At 47.9% G+C, this 16524-nt stretch carries 16 protein-coding genes; 10 read left to right on the top strand and 6 right to left on the bottom strand.

Features of this window, described 5'->3' with window-relative positions:
* Positions 1 to 266: 266 nt before the first annotated feature.
* Complete coding sequence (locus CMR03_RS11940) at positions 267 to 1466, top strand: AAA family ATPase (RefSeq protein ID WP_096011715.1); 1200 nt, start codon at positions 267 to 269, stop codon at positions 1464 to 1466.
* Between the two features lie 7 nt (positions 1467 to 1473).
* Entirely contained in the window at positions 1474 to 2445 is a 972-nt protein-coding gene (locus CMR03_RS11935; RefSeq protein ID WP_096011676.1) for a ParB family protein, read from the top strand.
* Between the two features lie 2991 nt (positions 2446 to 5436).
* On the opposite strand, the gene CMR03_RS11930 is transcribed toward CMR03_RS11935, so the two are convergent.
* Together CMR03_RS11930 and CMR03_RS11925 are read right to left on the bottom strand one after the other, a co-directional pair.
* A complete protein-coding gene (locus CMR03_RS11930; RefSeq protein ID WP_096011675.1) occupies positions 5437 to 5811 on the bottom strand; it encodes a RidA family protein in 375 nt (124 codons plus the stop codon).
* A gap of 20 nt (positions 5812 to 5831) precedes the next feature.
* Positions 5832 to 6164, bottom strand: coding sequence for a hypothetical protein (locus CMR03_RS11925; protein ID WP_096011674.1), 333 nt, complete (start codon positions 6162 to 6164; stop codon positions 5832 to 5834).
* Positions 6165 to 6504: 340 nt separating this feature from the next.
* On the opposite strand from CMR03_RS11925, the gene CMR03_RS11920 reads away from it, so the two are divergent.
* Positions 6505 to 7230: a YoaK family protein gene (locus CMR03_RS11920; RefSeq protein ID WP_096011673.1), complete on the top strand. Its 726-nt coding sequence runs from the start codon at positions 6505 to 6507 to the stop codon at positions 7228 to 7230.
* Between the two features lie 671 nt (positions 7231 to 7901).
* Here the strand turns inward: CMR03_RS11920 and CMR03_RS11910 are convergent.
* From CMR03_RS11910 to CMR03_RS11895, 4 genes are all read right to left on the bottom strand, one after another.
* Positions 7902 to 8156 carry a biofilm/acid-resistance regulator YmgB/AriR gene (locus tag CMR03_RS11910; protein WP_063876994.1) on the bottom strand — a complete coding sequence of 85 codons (255 nt, stop codon included), beginning with the start codon at positions 8154 to 8156 and terminating at the stop codon, positions 7902 to 7904.
* A 142-nt stretch (positions 8157 to 8298) separates the two neighbouring features.
* Positions 8299 to 8586, bottom strand: a complete 288-nt coding sequence (locus CMR03_RS11905; protein ID WP_096011671.1) for a hypothetical protein — start codon at positions 8584 to 8586, stop codon at positions 8299 to 8301.
* Positions 8587 to 8752: 166 nt separating this feature from the next.
* Complete coding sequence (gene ycgZ / locus CMR03_RS11900; RefSeq protein WP_063876992.1) at positions 8753 to 9001, bottom strand: regulatory protein YcgZ; 249 nt, start codon at positions 8999 to 9001, stop codon at positions 8753 to 8755.
* Between the two features lie 226 nt (positions 9002 to 9227).
* Positions 9228 to 9518 carry a hypothetical protein gene (locus tag CMR03_RS11895; protein ID WP_096011670.1) on the bottom strand — a complete coding sequence of 97 codons (291 nt, stop codon included), beginning with the start codon at positions 9516 to 9518 and terminating at the stop codon, positions 9228 to 9230.
* A gap of 325 nt (positions 9519 to 9843) precedes the next feature.
* Between CMR03_RS11895 and CMR03_RS11890 the strand changes: the two genes are divergently transcribed.
* The 7 genes from CMR03_RS11890 to CMR03_RS11860 all read left to right on the top strand — a co-directional run.
* Positions 9844 to 10752, top strand: a complete 909-nt coding sequence (locus CMR03_RS11890) for a metal ABC transporter substrate-binding protein (protein ID WP_096011714.1) — start codon at positions 9844 to 9846, stop codon at positions 10750 to 10752.
* On the top strand, positions 10749 to 11570 hold the full coding sequence (locus CMR03_RS11885; protein WP_096011669.1) for a manganese/iron ABC transporter ATP-binding protein: 822 nt from the start codon (positions 10749 to 10751) through the stop codon (positions 11568 to 11570). Before CMR03_RS11890 ends, CMR03_RS11885 begins: the two co-directional genes overlap by 4 nt.
* Entirely contained in the window at positions 11567 to 12424 is an 858-nt protein-coding gene (gene sitC, locus CMR03_RS11880) for an iron/manganese ABC transporter permease subunit SitC (protein WP_096011668.1), read from the top strand. Before CMR03_RS11885 ends, sitC begins: the two co-directional genes overlap by 4 nt.
* Positions 12421 to 13248 (top strand): metal ABC transporter permease, encoded by an 828-nt coding sequence (locus CMR03_RS11875; protein WP_370513222.1) that lies wholly within the window; start codon positions 12421 to 12423, stop codon positions 13246 to 13248. Before sitC ends, CMR03_RS11875 begins: the two co-directional genes overlap by 4 nt.
* 223 nt (positions 13249 to 13471) lie before the next feature.
* Positions 13472 to 13960 (top strand): (2Fe-2S)-binding protein, encoded by a 489-nt coding sequence (locus tag CMR03_RS11870; protein WP_096011666.1) that lies wholly within the window; start codon positions 13472 to 13474, stop codon positions 13958 to 13960.
* A complete protein-coding gene (locus tag CMR03_RS11865; RefSeq protein WP_096011665.1) occupies positions 13957 to 14949 on the top strand; it encodes an FAD binding domain-containing protein in 993 nt (330 codons plus the stop codon). Before CMR03_RS11870 ends, CMR03_RS11865 begins: the two co-directional genes overlap by 4 nt.
* Positions 14946 to 16524 (top strand): xanthine dehydrogenase family protein molybdopterin-binding subunit (locus CMR03_RS11860; RefSeq protein ID WP_096011664.1); only part of this gene is annotated, 1579 nt, incomplete at its 3' end. The genes CMR03_RS11865 and CMR03_RS11860, both read left to right, overlap by 4 nt.

Here is a 16524-nt window from a genome sequence, read left to right as displayed (position 1 = left end):
GGTTGCCCGTTTCATACATATGGGGCGCGGGAGTGGGATTCGACAGGGCTGTGTTCGGGCTTATCAGGTGGAATAAGCTCGGACTAGACGCGTTTTACACGATGCCTGTCCGGCGCGACACACGCTCATTACAGTGAACTGTGCGAATAGCGTCACAAAAATCAGGAGTTTCACATCTAACACAAGATTACGTTTATAGGATAAATTCTTGCCTCATGTGCAGGATTTAGGTATAAATTCATAAATCCTACATGTTTGGAGTAAGTATGGCTAACGATGATAGTCAGGTCATGAAAGTTGCTCAGCGTTCAGAACGCATGTTATTGAGCCTTACTGAACAAATTCAGGCACAAAAACTTGAGTTGCAAGAAAACAGTTACTACCAAATCTATGCCAAGGCTGCGCTGGCGAAACTGCCTAAGTTAACGCGTGCCAGCGTAGATTATGCAGTGAACGAAATGGAAGAGAGTGGCTATCAGTTCGATAAACGTGCAGCAGGTAGCTCCGTCAAGTACGCGATGTCCATTCAGAATATTATTGATATTTATCATCATCGCGGCGTGCCTAAATACCGCGATCGCCATACTGAAGCCTTTACTTTGTTTGTGGGTAATCTTAAAGGTGGAGTTTCAAAAACCGTTTCTACGGTTTCTCTGGCTCACGCGCTGCGAGCGCACCCTCACCTCTTGTATGAAGACCTGCGCATTCTCGTTATTGACCTTGATCCACAGTCCTCGGCCACCATGTTTTTAAACCATGAGCGTTCTGTTGGACTTGTTGAGGCCACGGCCGCTCAGGCGATGCTGCAAAACGTCACGCGTGATGAGCTGGTGAATGAATTTATTGTGTCATCCATCATCCCCGGTGTGGATGTGCTGCCTGCGTCGATAGATGATGCATTTATTGCATCAAGTTGGGATCAGCTTTGTGCCGCACATCTGCCCGGGCAAAATATTCATTCAGTGTTATACGATAATGTGGTTTCTAAGCTTAAAAAAGATTACGACTTTATCTTCATTGATAGCGGGCCACATTTAGATGCCTTTTTGAAAAATGCGATAGCCGCGTCCGATCTGCTGATGACGCCTGTCCCGCCTGCACAGGTGGATTTTCATTCCACACTCAAGTACCTGACCCGTTTGCCCGAGCTCATTGGCATTATTGAAGAGTCCGGCGCGACCTGTCGACTTCAGGGCAACATTGGGTTTATGTCTAAGCTTTCAAACAAAGCAGACCACAAACTTTGCCACAGCCTGGCGAAAGAAATTTTCGGTGGCGATATGTTGGATGCGACGCTGCCGCGTCTGGATGGTTTTGAGCGATGTGGTGAGTCTTTTGACACCGTGATATCTGCCAATCCGTCTACCTATGTCGGCAGCAGTGAGGCGTTGAAAAATGCCCGTTCCGCCGCTGAAGACTTTGCTAAAGCGGTTTTCGACCGCATTGAATTTATCCGCCTGAACTGAGGTTTATATGAGTGCAAAAAGAATAACGATCGGCAGAACCTTCAGCCAGACACCGTTAAACACAGAAAAAAGCGCTGATAGCCATTCACAAACGTTTGTACTGGCAACAGGAAAGCGTGCCTTATTTCGTTTTGAACATATTCTTGCGAATGACGTTGAAGCCAAAACGTTTGTGACCATGGAAACAAATGGGCGTGATCAGTCTGGACTCACACCGGACTCGCTACGCGATATTATTCGCACTATTAAGCTTCAGCAGTTCTTCCCTGCCATTGGTGTCATGCAAGGTGAACGTATTGAGATCCTGGATGGCTCACGACGTCGTGCGGCGGCGCTGTACTGTAAAACCGGGCTTGATGTGCTTGTCACAGATGCGGCAATAACGCCTGATGAAGCCCGCCGACTGGCTCAGGATATCCAGACAGCACGTGAGCATAATTTGCGTGAAGTCGGTATGCGGTTACTGGCACTCAAAGACGGTGGTTTGTCACAAAAAGAGATTGCTGAAAACCAAGGGCTTTCACAAGCCAAAGTTACGCGAGCCCTGCAGGCCGCTAGCGTTCCTGCTGATTTGATATCCCTTTTTCCGAATCAATCTGAGCTTACTTATCCTGATTATAAGGCGTTGCTCCAGGCGGCGGATAAACTCAGTGAAACAGGCCAGACCGTCGATGCACTGATAAACGCAATCTCAGCGGAAATTGATGTAGTGAGAGCGCGTGAGGGTTTAGCTGAGGATGAACTGAAAAATACCATTCTCAGGTTGATTCGTCAGGGCAGTCAGACACTGGTGAAAGAACCGGAAAAAGATAAAACAACGGCAGTCACCCTCTGGTCTTTTGCAGATAAAGATCGTTTTGCACGTAAAAAAACGCGCGGAAGAATGTTCAGCTATGAGTTTAACCGTCAGTCCAAAGAGCTACAGGATGAGCTTGATAAGGTCATTGCTGAAACCTTAAAGAAATATATGACGCGTTAAAACGTACATCAAACCAGGCAACCTGTATTTGTCTGGTTTGCGCTTTCCCCCCTTCTTTTTTTCTCCGCCATTCACGTTTCAGTACGCTGTTAATAGCGAATTTCAGGCTGAAATCGCCAAAGAAAACTGCCTCAGTTGTTTTTAACCTTATGATTTAAATAACCATTTAATTTTTACTAATCTGAAATTCGCCAGTTTTTTGGTGCTTGTAAAAACCTAATCAGAACATGTTGAAGATTGGACAAAAATGACAAAGAGTGTTTTAACGCTGAGAGTTTTCATTGAAGGTCGATGTAAGGCCTGAGCGATATTTGCTCAAGCATTCTCCTGTCTGGAGGTCTCTCTTAACAGCTTAACGATCCGAGATACCATTTTAACCGCATCACGCAATATGCAGAGTCGCTAACAGCATAACGGGATGGCGAAAGCAGCGCTGTTTTTGAGATTATACTATTGATAAATAACGTTTTTAATCTGGCGATTTCAGGCTGAAATTTCATCCGAAGTTAAAGTTTTGTCATCTTTGAGGCGATAAAATCGCTCAGATTTACAGATTTTATTGGCTTTAGAATGCGAAAAGGGAAAATGCTAAATATCATTGAGAATGATATACAGAAAATATCCCTTACTTATCCACAGAAAAAGTGGATAAGTAAGGGAATTCTGAATAAACCCTATTGAACGTAGGCTGTCATCCTGTTGCAATCAAATGGTAAAAAGTGGATGACGAAAGTCACACCTTAGCCAATTCATCTGATCTGTAAGAGCAAATGCCTCTCTGAATAAACGATATTGCTTAGGTGCAAAACTGAGGTTTTGACGTGTCTGGAATACTTATCGGCGAGTGCAACAGGTTCAGGCCGCGCCAGACCGCCCTCAATATCTGCACTTATGTACCTGGCCCTTCTTCAAACATTACTGTCGCTCTCTCTTAACTGGGTTTGGTCCGACGATGGCATTGTCATGTTGAACAAAAAAGATTTTGCGACGGATTGCTATTTATCCGTGCCTCCGGAGCCTGAATGTAAGGGTTCACTCAAGGCCGTTCTTAATATGTGTCGCATGAATCACGTCCCAACTCGGTCAGTCTAACGTTCCCCCTATCAGACGCAAAAGCCCTGATGCCATTTGTCCAAAGAAAACAGTATCAGCCAATGCCAAACTGGTAGTTTCTTTAGAGGATAACGGCGAAGAGATTGCCCGTACTTTTATTCACTGTAATCAGAAACGGCTGCTCTGGAGCCGATCGCTTCCACTTATCCCTTTAAAAAAGTTGCCACTCAGTATCATCTACTTATTGCAGTGAATGCTTCAGCGTTGGCATACGTGAGTGTGCATTCTTACGGAGCGGGTGATATTTCCCGTTCAGCGGCAGACAGGATTACAAGTAGAGTCAGCGCAATCCGGGGTTTAACCAATGGGGCTTAAAGGGAAGGTTCGTATCTGTGTCGGTGTTGCGCTGATTACAGTGAATACATGCATAACGTTCACTGTAATCAGTAACAGTAAAGTGGCCTGTTTGGCGATTTCAGCCTGAAATCCTTCTTCACCTCAGATTCAATGAGTCAGAATGGTGTGAAGAAGTCGGTAAGAGGATACCTTTGGGAGAATATCTGGCTCAGGCATACGCGCACGACCACTCAATTTTTAACGACCTAAAAACAATGCTCATATCATTCACGCGTTGCTGCCTGTTTAAAGGTCAGTATTTAATGAGCCAAAAAACACACCATCATTCAACAGATAACGTTGCAGGTACCGTCGTTACTTGGATAAATGGGTAATCCCGTGCGCTTTTAAATGCGTTCCTTATCTGGATTAACAAGGTCTGCGAGGCAACGAGCCATCATTACACCGCAAAAAGAGTCTTTACTCTGCTACGTGGTAGTTCTCAGCTTTAACTCAGTACCCTGACTGGGGTCGATTTATTGATGCCATGGTTATTTAACATAATACAACACGCCGTAGTGAACCCTATATGCTGATACCCGATTATTTGCAGCCACAGCGTGTGCTGTTTTTGTTTAGCTGCCTGATTACAGTGAACAGAAATTACATTCACTGTAATCAGATATGGGCAGGATGCTTGGCGATTTCAGGCTGAAATTCAGGTGCTGCCCTGCGTTTCATCGGCAGGCTGAATATCTATCTGGCACCTGGAACAGGAGAAACGAACGTTCTTCATTATGATAAATTGCGGAAGACTACTCTTGCGGCACCGTGCATTCCCCAGACGAAAAGCAAAAGTGTTCAGCTGGTTGTGGGGCACCTTCAATGACGGTTCACGTGGAAGCTAAATGGCTGCGTTTGACTCACCATTACATAGATCGTGCGGCGGAATATTCCGGCGAAGAAAACCTTCCTTTGTGGCGTTGAGGAGCAGCAGCTGACCTGTCCCCGCGAGCAATGTGCACCCTAAAATCATTATGTTGCGTATAGCGGGAGCACATGAAAGCTAAAAACCGTTCTGATAATCCAGAGATAACATCCATATGATAAAAGGCGGGCAGGGCGCGTAGCCTTGCTTATCCTCTGCTTAACAGCGAGAGAGCGACAACATTAACCGTGCTGGAAATGAATTGCTGTTCCCTTCCAATGCACAGAGACCAGCATCATCAAGAGGATTCGTGCTGATAGTTACAATCAAATATAAGTGCCATGCAGTAGATAGCATGGTTAACACGGGCATTGGGCGCATCAGATATCCATGTGTCGGTCATCATGATTTCCCCTGAAGGCGAAATGTTGGGCGAGCAGCGTGCAAGAGCATGCCATATTTTACTTTGATAGGTTGTTATCACTGACCGGCAGTTCAAAGCTAATCCTGTCCTGCAAAATATCGTCTGCCTGCTTAGCAAAATAAATATCCATAACGCTGCGTTTTGATGGTGGTGAAGCTAACGGCGGACATCGTATGAAGAAGAGGAGTTATGCACCGCCGATAAGAGTGTAGTTAACCTGTATCACAACGTGCGTGCAGTATTTATAAAATCACAGGGCGATGATTGCGTCGATTTCAATGAGCAAGTCTGGCGAAAACAGGGCGCTAACCTGCACCAACGAGCTGGCAGGTAAGTGGTTACCGTATCGTTTAAACAACACATGACGCAGCGCATCAATATCGGCAAAGGAGGTAATAAAAATAGTCACTTTGATTAAATTCGCCAGTGAGGTGTGCTCCGCCGCGGCTATAGTTTCCAGTTGATCGAAGATGACGTCTGCCTGATCCGCAATATCACTCTGATGCGCCGTAGTACCGAAGGCCGTTAAGCCTGATACATAGAGCGTTTGATTGTGGCGGACGGCATGGACGTAAGGGGCATTTACCTGCCCCAGTGCGGGATAGTTTTTCCGTTCTGGCATCATAGTGCTTTGCTCCTGATGAATCATTTCTGCGCACGTATCAGTTGTGTGCACTGGCTACTGTTATGTGACGCTTGTAGTTTCTGCTCAGGCGTCAGCGTCTTCCAGTCATTAATGACCCGGTTTGCGAGGGCAGGGATGAAATGGATTTTTTGCAACGCGTAATCTGAATTACTGCCCTCTATCACGTTTTGCATATCCTTATGTAACTGATGTTCATTCTGCTGAGATACCGCACAAAGGACGGAAATGTAATAGGCCTCATCTTCAGCATTATAATGGGGGATTAACCACCATCCCAGGCCGCCAATGGCAATGGCTGCCGGAATAATGAATTTACGTTTTAAAGCTGTCATGTATTTATCCTGACTTATTCATATGACTGGTGTGAGTGGCCTGAGCCCGGGCGCGTATCCTGCCATAAATGCGTTGCATAGTTAAATCCTCGCTAAAGTGAGCCGTCTCTGCCGTGGATATGCCATAAGATTAGGAAATTTGTGGAAGAAAAACCGGTTGTAACAGATGTTTACTTTCCATGAAATCCTGGCCAGAAAACTATAAAAATTAATACAATTAACAGGTTACAGACCCAGACTTATCTGTATTAACCGCTATACATTCGAAAGCGTACTACCATTAGATGGCGGGGTTTTAGTTAACCCGGGGGAGAGATATACACTTTCATAGGGGAACGGCGTGCTTATAAAAAAGAAGAAGATAAGATCTCACACAGAGGACCGCTATCTGGCCCTGGCACTGGCAACAACCGCCGGCATACTTAATGCTATGGCATTGGGCGCATTTGGTTTTTTCCCGTCGCACATGAGCGGGAATACCTCTCAAATTTCAACAGAAGTCTTTACTTCCGATCTGGATAGCCTGCTTTTTCTTGCCGGTTTGATCTCGGCATTTGTCATCGGATGCACATCCGCCAGGTTAGTCATTATCGCAGGAGAACGGCGTAAAATCAGAACCATTTTCTGCCTGATCATACTGGCAGAAGGTTTTGCCCTGACTGCCGCATCGCTGTTTGAAAAATTATTTTATTCACCCAGTTACAATGGTGAGGTCCTGTTAATGCTTGGATTCCTGATGGGGCTCCACAACGCGACCTCGACGCAATTATCAAACGGCCGCGTCAGATCGACACATATTACTGGCACGTTAACTGACGCCGGAATCGCATTCGGTTCTTATCTGTCGTCGTTTGTATCACGTGCTGAGCCTTGTGACAGACGATTTGCACAAAAGCAGTTATATACGCATTTAACTACGGTGTTGTCTTTTTTAACCGGTTGTATTGTCGGTCTGCTCCTGTTTAAAACCTATGCCTTTAACGCTATGATTGGGTTGGGTATTTTTCTCATTATTCTCTCAGTAAGCGCAATTGTGATGACGTTATATAATGCAAAGAAGTTGTAATAGTTAATTTATCGGAAAGGCGGTTTTCGTTGATGTTTATTTCGTTAACCGCCTTTTGTTTATTAATGAAATGCTGATCACGACAATAAATAATATTTTATATTAAAACTTGGAATCGCTATTCAATGGATTGGGAACGTTATGCGAGCATACATTCCGATTAACTGACCAAAAAAGAAATAAATCTTTACGTTTTATCTGATTTTGTAAGATTTTGAGGGTGAGTATAATTTTTTAGCAGGAGTGAAAATAAATAGACCCAAAAAAATCAATAATATAACGCTGTACTGCCGCTTCGCTTAAGGTTTATTTTCATTATCCGCTTTGTTTTCATGATAACAAAGGTGTTAGTCTGTATATACATACACCAGTTGGAGGTTATGTGAATAGCCATGAAGACAACGATATTCGTGCGCTGATTGGGAGAGTGGTAAGTGAACTTCTGAAGGTGGGTGAGCCCATACAGTTTCACCAAATCACAGATGCATTGTTTCGTTTGAGTCAGGACAGCCGTGATAGGCGATTCAAAGTACTTTGCCAGCGCGCAATCCATTTTTTTTCACGCAAAATGCACTAATGCTGACCTGTAACCTCACCATTTTGCAGGATAAAACAAAACTGACGTGGGCATTACCTGCGTCATCCATTACTGAATCACGCAGGTAACAGAATCAAATACCTGCATCGTCCGGCGTACGGCCGACAACGATTTCCAGCGTTCTGCGTAACAGCTCAATCCGGAACTCATCATCAGTGCATTCAAGCTCTGCAATCAAATACAGGATGATGGCTTTATTGGTTACGCGTTTCTCATCGCTAACGATATTTCTGATAACTCTGCCAAGCAACTCAGTTTCCTGAGCAAGATGCTCTCCCTCACTGCGAAAAAACTCGATGATGGCTAAATCTGATGTGCTCTGTTGCATAGTCATAATTCTCTAGGAAAATCGTCAGTTGCATCTTTGGGAGTCAGCCGACAGTGTCATTAAATATTAAGGTTAATCGGGCGTAACACAGGTTAGTTCTTACACTTTACGATTGCTCAATCGTTAGGCAATCGTCTTGAACTCAATGTTTTTTTGAGCCTTCCGGAGGGCCATCGTTGTTTAAGCGATGATTATCACGTTCGGGAAGATCGACTCTTCGGCGGCTGTTGGCTGAGGCTATTCCTTTTTGGACTTCAACAATCGCAACTTTAATAGCCTGAAGCTTCGTTGCATCGTCGGTTTCGCCTGCCATCGCTTCTAGCTGAGCAATTAACGCATTACTGGATATCGGACTTTCCGATTTGAGTAAGGTCAGAACAGCCTCACCTATCATCACGTCCGTTATTTTTTCTTCTTCACTTCTGTACATACTGGCTTCTCTGATTACGATTTGTGGCCATGTTCCGGTCACGATGACGGGGACAGCTAACCTTCCCGCGTCAGCTGTGGGCAGTACTATCCCTTTGAGTAAATGTGGTACTGCCCGATCAGAAATTACTTTCGGTAACGAATTAATATTTAAAGATTAAAACCTTCTATTCGCTTTCGCGACTAAACAATAATCCAATCAACTCCTGGTAATGACGTTGTTGCTCCGTGGCATCACAACTATCAAGACGGTGAAGTAATTTACTGCAAATTGCTTTACGAGAAAGGGTTTGACCTGCGCGCAGTAGCTCAACAACAATCTCTCCCAGCGTTTCTTGCTGCGAGGGCAAATTTGCCTGGTTGAAGTAACGGGCGATGTCGCTGGTATTATCCGGTGCATGTCCGTTCTGACGCATACTGTTATCCTCAAGTGGTTAAAATGTACTTTGCCATAGAGCGAAAGTTATACAAGTTTTAAAAACTTGTACAGAATTTTGATGAACTTGAGAGGTTTTTTTTGTGCAAAAGATGCTAACGCATTTAAAACAAGAAGTTACAGAAGGATAGAGCATGTGTGGAGGTTATGTTGCCTGAACGCTAAAAGGCACAAGGTCAATAACCTGCTCTGAAAGGAGCATAGTACTATTTTAAGAAAATGTCATCGCAGTCATTATCTGCGGATGGTGAAAACACGGACTTACGTGCTGACCAGCCGGAACCTGCTGCCAGGCGAGATCCAATTTTCCTGAAACCCATAAGCCATTTCGTTGCATCATACAATTGTGACAGTCTGGCCTCATCGACTTCAGATTTCGTCATCACGTTAAGCTCATCGACCAGAGACTCGACGCTGACATCCTGATTAATTGCAATCAGATTCAGGGCGGCTTCGCCAATGATCGTGTTGGTCAGTTGCTGCTGGGAAAGTAACAAAAGAGCCTCCTTTGATCGTTGTTCGATGAGGGTAATTTTAGCAAAGAATACTGTTCCCTTTTACCTTAAGAGCTATCCGCTGTGAGGAATCGGTTGTGCACCGCGCATTGCGTCGAATTTTTGCATATCGGGTTGCGCCATATTGCCCGAATTTTGCTTTTAGAATAACTATTTAGCCACTCTGCATTACAAAAGCTCAAACTTCCATTCATTTCATTAAAAAACTTCACAAAGTGTTTCTGTGTGTTCTTTTATAGCCTGTGCTATAAAAGTTAGCTAATGCTAAATTATGAAAATGGTTACATTCAAACGTTGGGTGGCGAATATGGTGAGAAAAATATCAGTTACTACACTTGGCATCTTTTTTAGTCTGTTCCTTAGTGTTCACAGCTATGCGGCGGAAAAATTTAAGGTTGTCACCACCTTTACTGTTATCGCTGACATGGCAAAAAATGTGGCAGGTGACGCAGCTGAAGTCACGTCGATTACCAAACCCGGCGCGGAAATTCATGAGTATCAGCCGACGCCGGGGGATATCAAGCGTGCACAAGGCGCGCAACTGGTGATGGCTAATGGCCTGAATCTGGAGCTCTGGTTTCAGCGTTTTTATCAGCATCTCAAGGGCGTTCCTGAAGTCGTCGTTTCAACAGGCATAACGCCGATGGGAATAGGGGAGGGGCCGTATAACGGCAAACCTAATCCTCATGCATGGATGTCGCCAGATAATGCGCTCATTTATGTGGATAATATCCGTGACGGCTTAGTCAAATACGATCCAGCCAATGCCAGTACCTATCAGCGCAATGCTGCCGCCTATAAACAAAAGATTGTCACAGCGCTCGAACCGGTTCGTCAGCAAATTGCCGCTATTCCTGAAAACAAACGCTGGATAGTCACCAGCGAGGGCGCATTCTCCTATCTGGCTCGTGATTTAGGACTTAAAGAGCTTTATCTCTGGCCAATCAATGCGGATCAGCAGGGAACCCCGCAACAGGTTCGCCACGTTATCGACCAAATGAAAAAAAACGCCATTCCCGTCATCTTCAGTGAAAGTACCGTTTCCGATAAACCAGCCCGTCAGGTTGCACGTGAAACCCATGCGCATTATGGCGGCGTGCTGTTTGTTGATTCCCTGAGTACGTCCAGTGGCCCGGTGCCGACTTACCTTGACCTGTTGAAAGTGACCACTCAAACCCTGGTCAACGGCATCAACGATGGGATGAAAACACAATGAGCCCAACAATTGTTGTTTCCGACCTCTCGGTGAACTACCGCAATGGACACACCGCGCTGCATAATGCCAGTTTCAGTGTGCCAGCGGGTTCAATTGCGGCACTCGTCGGTGTTAATGGATCGGGAAAATCCACGCTTTTTAAAGCGATGATGGGATTTGTGCCTGCCCACGCCGGTCAAATCAGCATACTGGGTATGCCAACGCGTAAAGCGCTTCGCCGCAGCCTGGTGGCCTACGTACCCCAGGCGGAAGAGGTGGACTGGTCTTTTCCGGTTCTGGTGGATGATGTGGTCATGATGGGACGTTACGGGCATATGGGCCTGATGCGCAGACCTAAACAGCACGATCGTGACCGCGTGACTGACGCCCTGGCCCGTGTCGATATGCTGGCATTCCGCGAACGGCAAATCGGTGAGCTTTCTGGCGGTCAGAAAAAACGCGTTTTTCTCGCCCGAGCGATTGCCCAACAGGGTGAGGTGATTTTACTGGATGAACCCTTTACCGGCGTTGATGTTCAGACTGAGGCCAAAATTATCAGCTTGTTGCGTGAACTGCGTGATGAAGGCAAAACCATGCTGGTTTCGACACACAACCTCGGATCGGTTACCGAGTTTTGTGATTACACCGTCATGGTTAAAGGCACCATTCTGGCCAGTGGACCCACAGCCACCACATTCACGCCCGAAAACCTTGAGCGTGCATTTAGCGGCGTGCTGCGTCATGTGATGATCGACGGCGGCCACAGTCAGGTTATCACTGATAGTGAGCGTCCTGTGATTGCACCGGCATGCGCTAATCCATCGCGAGGCCAACCATGACAACATTACTGGAACCTTTTGGTTATCAATATATGGTCAATGCCATGGCGATCTCAGCCATGGTTGGCGGCCTGTGCGCCTTTCTTTCCTGTTACCTGATGCTGAAAGGGTGGTCGCTTATTGGCGATGCACTATCACATTCAATTGTACCCGGCGTGGCGGGCGCTTATATGCTCGGCTTGCCCTTTGCCTTGGGCGCTTTTTTATCCGGGGGATTAGCCGCAGGAAGCATGTTGCTGCTTAACCAGCGCACGCGACTGAAAGAGGATGCCATCATTGGTCTGATTTTTTCCTCGTTCTTCGGTCTTGGGCTGTTTATGGTTTCACTGAATCCCACTTCCGTGAATATTCAGACCATCGTACTTGGCAATATTCTGGCCATTGCGCCTTCCGATATCTTTCAACTGGTTATTATCGGACTCACCTCTGCCATCATTTTATTTTTTAAATGGAAGGATTTGATGGTGACCTTTTTTGATGAAAACCATGCCCGCGCCGTGGGTTTACATCCCGGACGTCTGAAGATCTTATTTTTCACCTTACTGGCTGTTTCAACGGTTGCCGCCCTGCAAACCGTGGGAGCCTTTCTGGTCATCTGTCTGGTTGTCACACCGGGGGCAACGGCATGGTTACTGACCGACCGGTTTCCCCGTTTACTGGCTATCGCTGTCGCCATCGGTAGCATTACAAGCTTTCTGGGCGCGTGGGTGAGCTATTACCTTGATGGCGCGACGGGCGGAATCATTGTTGTGGCGCAGACATTACTGTTTTTGCTGGCCTTTGTGTTTGCGCCTAAGCATGGTCTGTTGGCGAACCGCCGTCGTGCCCAAACGCAGTCCATCCGGGAGGCATGATGATGTGGCTGGAACCGTTTCAGTTCGATTTTATGAATCATGCTTTACTCATTGCCGCCGTGGTCGCGGTGCCTTGTGCGCTGCTGTCCGTTTTTTTGGTGCTGAAGGGCTGGGCATTGATGGGGGATGCCATGAGCCATGCCGTTTTCCCCGGCATTGTGTTGGCCTGGATGCTGTCGTTACCTCTGGCTGTTGGCGCATTCAGTGCCGGTTTTTTCTGTGCTGTTGCCAGTGGTTATCTGAAAGACAACAGTAGAATCAAGCAGGACACGGTCCTGGGCATTGTTTTTTCCGGTATGTTTGCCGTGGGTTTGATCTTATATATTGCTGTAAAACCGGCGATCCACCTCGACCATATTTTATTCGGCGATATGCTCGGTATCAGTCGCAGCGACATATTCCAGACCCTGGGCATTGCCGCCGTAATTGTTGTCATGGTCAGCCTGAAGTGGCGCGATTTGATGCTGTTTAGTTTTGATGCACAGCAGGCGCAGGTCTGTGGTTTACCGGTGCGCTGGCTGCATTATGGGCTGTTATGTATGGTCTCTCTGACCATTGTGGCGACATTGAAAGCCGTCGGCATTATTTTATCGATTTCTCTGCTCATCGCCCCAGGTGCCATTGCCGTTTTGCTGACCCATCGATTCTCCCATGCCCTGATGCTGGCGACGCTGATTTCGCTGATTGTGTCACTCTGTGGTGTTTATCTGTCTTTTTTTATCGACAGTGCCCCCGCGCCGACGATTGTCGTGTTGTTTGCGCTGGTCTTTATCGTCAGTTTTCTGATAACTAACCACAAACTACCGCGCTTACCCCATTCATGATGCTGATGAACGCGCTGGCCGCCGTGTAAACCCAGGCGGCTGGCGCGCCCTAATCACGCCAATCTTCGTATTTTTACCTCGCCTCCTGAAAATAAGTGCTAAACCTAATGACGTACATACGCATGTAAACATCAGGGTTATCCGACTTTCCCCGTTCTTATCTCGCCCGTTATGTATAAGCAACAGATCACCTAACCGGCTCTGCAATCATGGGAAACAGACAATGTCAGAAAAAATACCGTTAACGATGCAGGTCAATGGTCAGACCCGACAGGTAAACGTCGATCCTCGCGTAACCTTATTAGATGCGCTGCGCGATCATCTTAATCTGACCGGCACGAAAAAAGGCTGCGACCAGGGGCAATGTGGTGCCTGTACTGTCCTGGTCAATGAGCAGCGGGTGCTGAGTTGTCTGACGCTGGCTGCGCAGACGCAAGGTAAATCCGTGACCACGATTGAAGGTCTGGAACAGGCTTCAGGTGAACTGCACCCGGTGCAGCGCTGTTTTGTTGAGCATGATGGTTTTCAGTGCGGTTACTGTACGCCAGGGCAGATTATGTCTGCGGTTGCCTGTATCAAAGAAGGCCATACCGGCTCCGACGATGAAATTCGTGAATACATGAGCGGCAACCTTTGTCGCTGTGGTGCTTATCCTTTCATCATTGATGCGATTAAGCAGGCTGCGGCTGAAATGGCGGAGGAGGCACGATGAATGAATTTCACTGGCAGGTTGCGCATTCCATCGAGGATGCGGCAGGAGCCAAAAATCAACCCGAAAACCATCTTATCGCGGGTGGCACGACGCAGCTCGATTTAATGAAATGTGGTGTTTTTACGCCCTCCCGCCTGACCAATATTGCTGGGTTATCCGGCCTGTCTGACATTGATTTCAGTCAGGATACCATCACGATTGGCGCACTGGTTACCATGAGTGACCTGGCCAGTCATCCGGCCTGTGAGCGAGAAGCGCCCGCGCTGTATGGCAGCTTATGGCAGGCGGCATCGCCGCAAATTCGTAATATGGCCACCCTTGGCGGTAACTTATGCCAGCGTACCCGCTGTGCCTATTATCGCGATCCGGCAACCTTCTCCGCGTGTAACAAACGCGTTCCTGGCTCTGGCTGCGCCGCGCTACAGGGCGTCAATACCAATCATGCCATTCTGGGAAACAGTGAGCACTGTGTTGCCGTCTATCCCGGTGATTTTGCTGTTGCCCTGACAGCATTCGATGCAACGGTGGTGGTGCAAAACAGCCAGCAACAGAGACGACGTATTCTGGTTGAGGATTTCTTTCTGCTGCCAGGGGACACACCGCATCATGAACATGCTCTCCTGGCTGATGAAATTATCGTGGCCATTGAAATCCCGCAGTCTGCCGCGCTGAAGCACTCCCACTATTTAAAAGTCCGCGATCGCACTTCCTACGAATTCGCCAGTGCCAGTGCAGCCGTTGGACTGACTCTCAATCAGGGCCGGATTGAAACGGTTCATATCGCTTTGGGTGGTGTGGCAACAAAACCCTGGCGCGCACGCCGCATTGAGCAGGCGCTGGCAGGTCAGCCTTTCGAGCAGCAAACGCTTTATGCGGCTGCCGAGTTGATTACTCAGGAAACCCAGGCGCTCTCTGGCAATGCGCACAAAATAAAGCTTACGCCACGGGTCATTGCGCGCGCCTTGATGGCGGCAGGAGAAATGGCATGAAACATGACAAAAACGACCTGCCAGGCAATGAGAAACATGTCTCCGCAGCGGGCGAGCATAACGATCACTATCGCCGCGCACCCGCCAGCCTTTCGGGCCTGGGGACACCACGTTCCCGGGGTGATGGCAAGGTGAAAGTGACGGGAAAAGCCCGTTACGCGATTGAGCATAAACCTGAGAATGCTGTGCACGGTGTTGTGATTCAGTCCACTGTCGCCAGCGGGCGAATCAAACATATGGATACCGCCAAAGCCGAACGCGCTGATGGCGTTATTGCGGTCTATACGCACCTCAATTCTTTAAAGATTAACAAGCCAACGCCCATCGCCGACGGTGGCGCTGCCCAGACTACTTATACGCCGATCCAGGATGATGTCATTATCCATAATGGTCAGAATATTGGCCTGGTCGTGGCCGACACGTTTGAGCAGGCAACATACGCAGCCTCACTGATCGAGATTGCCTATGAGACGTCGCCTGCGCTGATATCCCCGACAGATGAGGGCGTAGAACCTAAACCACTGACGTCCCAGGATATTACTCTGGGGGACACGCAAGCGGCAATGCGTAACGCTGACGTCCGTATCAGTCAGCGTTACACCACACCACGTGAATACAATATGCCCATGGAGCCTCATGCCTGTATTGCCCAGTGGGATAATGGCCACATGACGGTCTGGGAACCCAGCCAGTGGGTGATGGGTGCCCAGGTGGAAATTGCGGAATGGATGGGCATTACACCAAAGCAAGTGCGTATCATTTCACCCTATGTTGGCGGCGGCTTTGGGTCTAAACCCGTGCCCTATACGCATGTCGCGCTGGCCTGTGTGGCATCACGCGCGCTTAATCGCCCGGTTCGTGTGTCACTGACGCGTCCACAAACCTTTACCGGTCTGGGCGGGCGTCCGGCGACCTCACAACAGCTTGAAATGGGCGCGACGCGGGAGGGTAAAATCCAGTCCGTTATCCTGCGCAGTTTCAGTGAAACGTCACTTATCGATGTGTTCGCCGAAAACTGCAGCAAGGTGACCGGCCGCATGTATGCCATCGAAAATCTCTCTGCCCAGCATCAGGTCAGGCCTGTCAACATGGTGACGCCTGGCTGGATGCGCGCACCCGGTGAAAACCCGAGCGCATTTGGTTTGGAAGTGGCGATGGATGAGATGGCCTATGAACTCAATCTTGATCCGCTGGCTTTTCGTCTCCTTAACTGGGCCGATCGTGATTACCAGAAGGATCTTCCGTGGAGTTCGCGCCGCCTGAAAGAGGCGTACCAAAAAGGCGCTGAGGCGTTTGGTTGGGACAAGCGCATCATGGCACCGCGATCGATGCGCGAAGGCCGAGAACTCATTGGCTGGGGAATGGCTTCGGGTACCTATCCGGTGAATACCATGCCGGCGGAAGCAAAAATTCTGCTGTCTTCTCAAGGACAGCTCGTGGTGCAGTGCGCCGGCGCGGATATCGGCACCGGCACCTATACCATACTGGCGCAGACCGCCGCCGATATACTGGGCGTTGATTCACAACGCATCGACGTTGAGTTAGGGGATACGCAACTGCCTCGGGCGGGCGTGG

It is taken from the genome of Pantoea allii, from assembly GCF_002307475.1.
GTDB lineage: Bacteria > Pseudomonadota > Gammaproteobacteria > Enterobacterales > Enterobacteriaceae > Pantoea > Pantoea allii.
This window is presented reverse-complemented; position numbering and strand designations above follow the sequence as displayed.

Coding starts and splice junctions, on each gene's coding strand:
- CMR03_RS11875 (WP_370513222.1), top strand. CDS start 12,421: ATGATGATGTGGCTGGAACCGTTTCAGTTCGATTTTATGAATCATGCT.
- CMR03_RS11890 (WP_096011714.1), top strand. CDS start 9,844: ATGGTGAGAAAAATATCAGTTACTACACTTGGCATCTTTTTTAGTCTG.
- CMR03_RS11870 (WP_096011666.1), top strand. CDS start 13,472: ATGTCAGAAAAAATACCGTTAACGATGCAGGTCAATGGTCAGACCCGA.
- CMR03_RS11930 (WP_096011675.1), bottom strand. CDS start 5,811: ATGATGCCAGAACGGAAAAACTATCCCGCACTGGGGCAGGTAAATGCC.
- ycgZ (WP_063876992.1), bottom strand. CDS start 9,001: ATGCGTCAGAACGGACATGCACCGGATAATACCAGCGACATCGCCCGT.
- sitC (WP_096011668.1), top strand. CDS start 11,567: ATGACAACATTACTGGAACCTTTTGGTTATCAATATATGGTCAATGCC.
- CMR03_RS11940 (WP_096011715.1), top strand. CDS start 267: ATGGCTAACGATGATAGTCAGGTCATGAAAGTTGCTCAGCGTTCAGAA.
- CMR03_RS11905 (WP_096011671.1), bottom strand. CDS start 8,586: ATGTACAGAAGTGAAGAAGAAAAAATAACGGACGTGATGATAGGTGAG.
- CMR03_RS11935 (WP_096011676.1), top strand. CDS start 1,474: ATGAGTGCAAAAAGAATAACGATCGGCAGAACCTTCAGCCAGACACCG.
- CMR03_RS11925 (WP_096011674.1), bottom strand. CDS start 6,164: ATGACAGCTTTAAAACGTAAATTCATTATTCCGGCAGCCATTGCCATT.
- CMR03_RS11865 (WP_096011665.1), top strand. CDS start 13,957: ATGAATGAATTTCACTGGCAGGTTGCGCATTCCATCGAGGATGCGGCA.
- CMR03_RS11910 (WP_063876994.1), bottom strand. CDS start 8,156: ATGCAACAGAGCACATCAGATTTAGCCATCATCGAGTTTTTTCGCAGT.
- CMR03_RS11885 (WP_096011669.1), top strand. CDS start 10,749: ATGAGCCCAACAATTGTTGTTTCCGACCTCTCGGTGAACTACCGCAAT.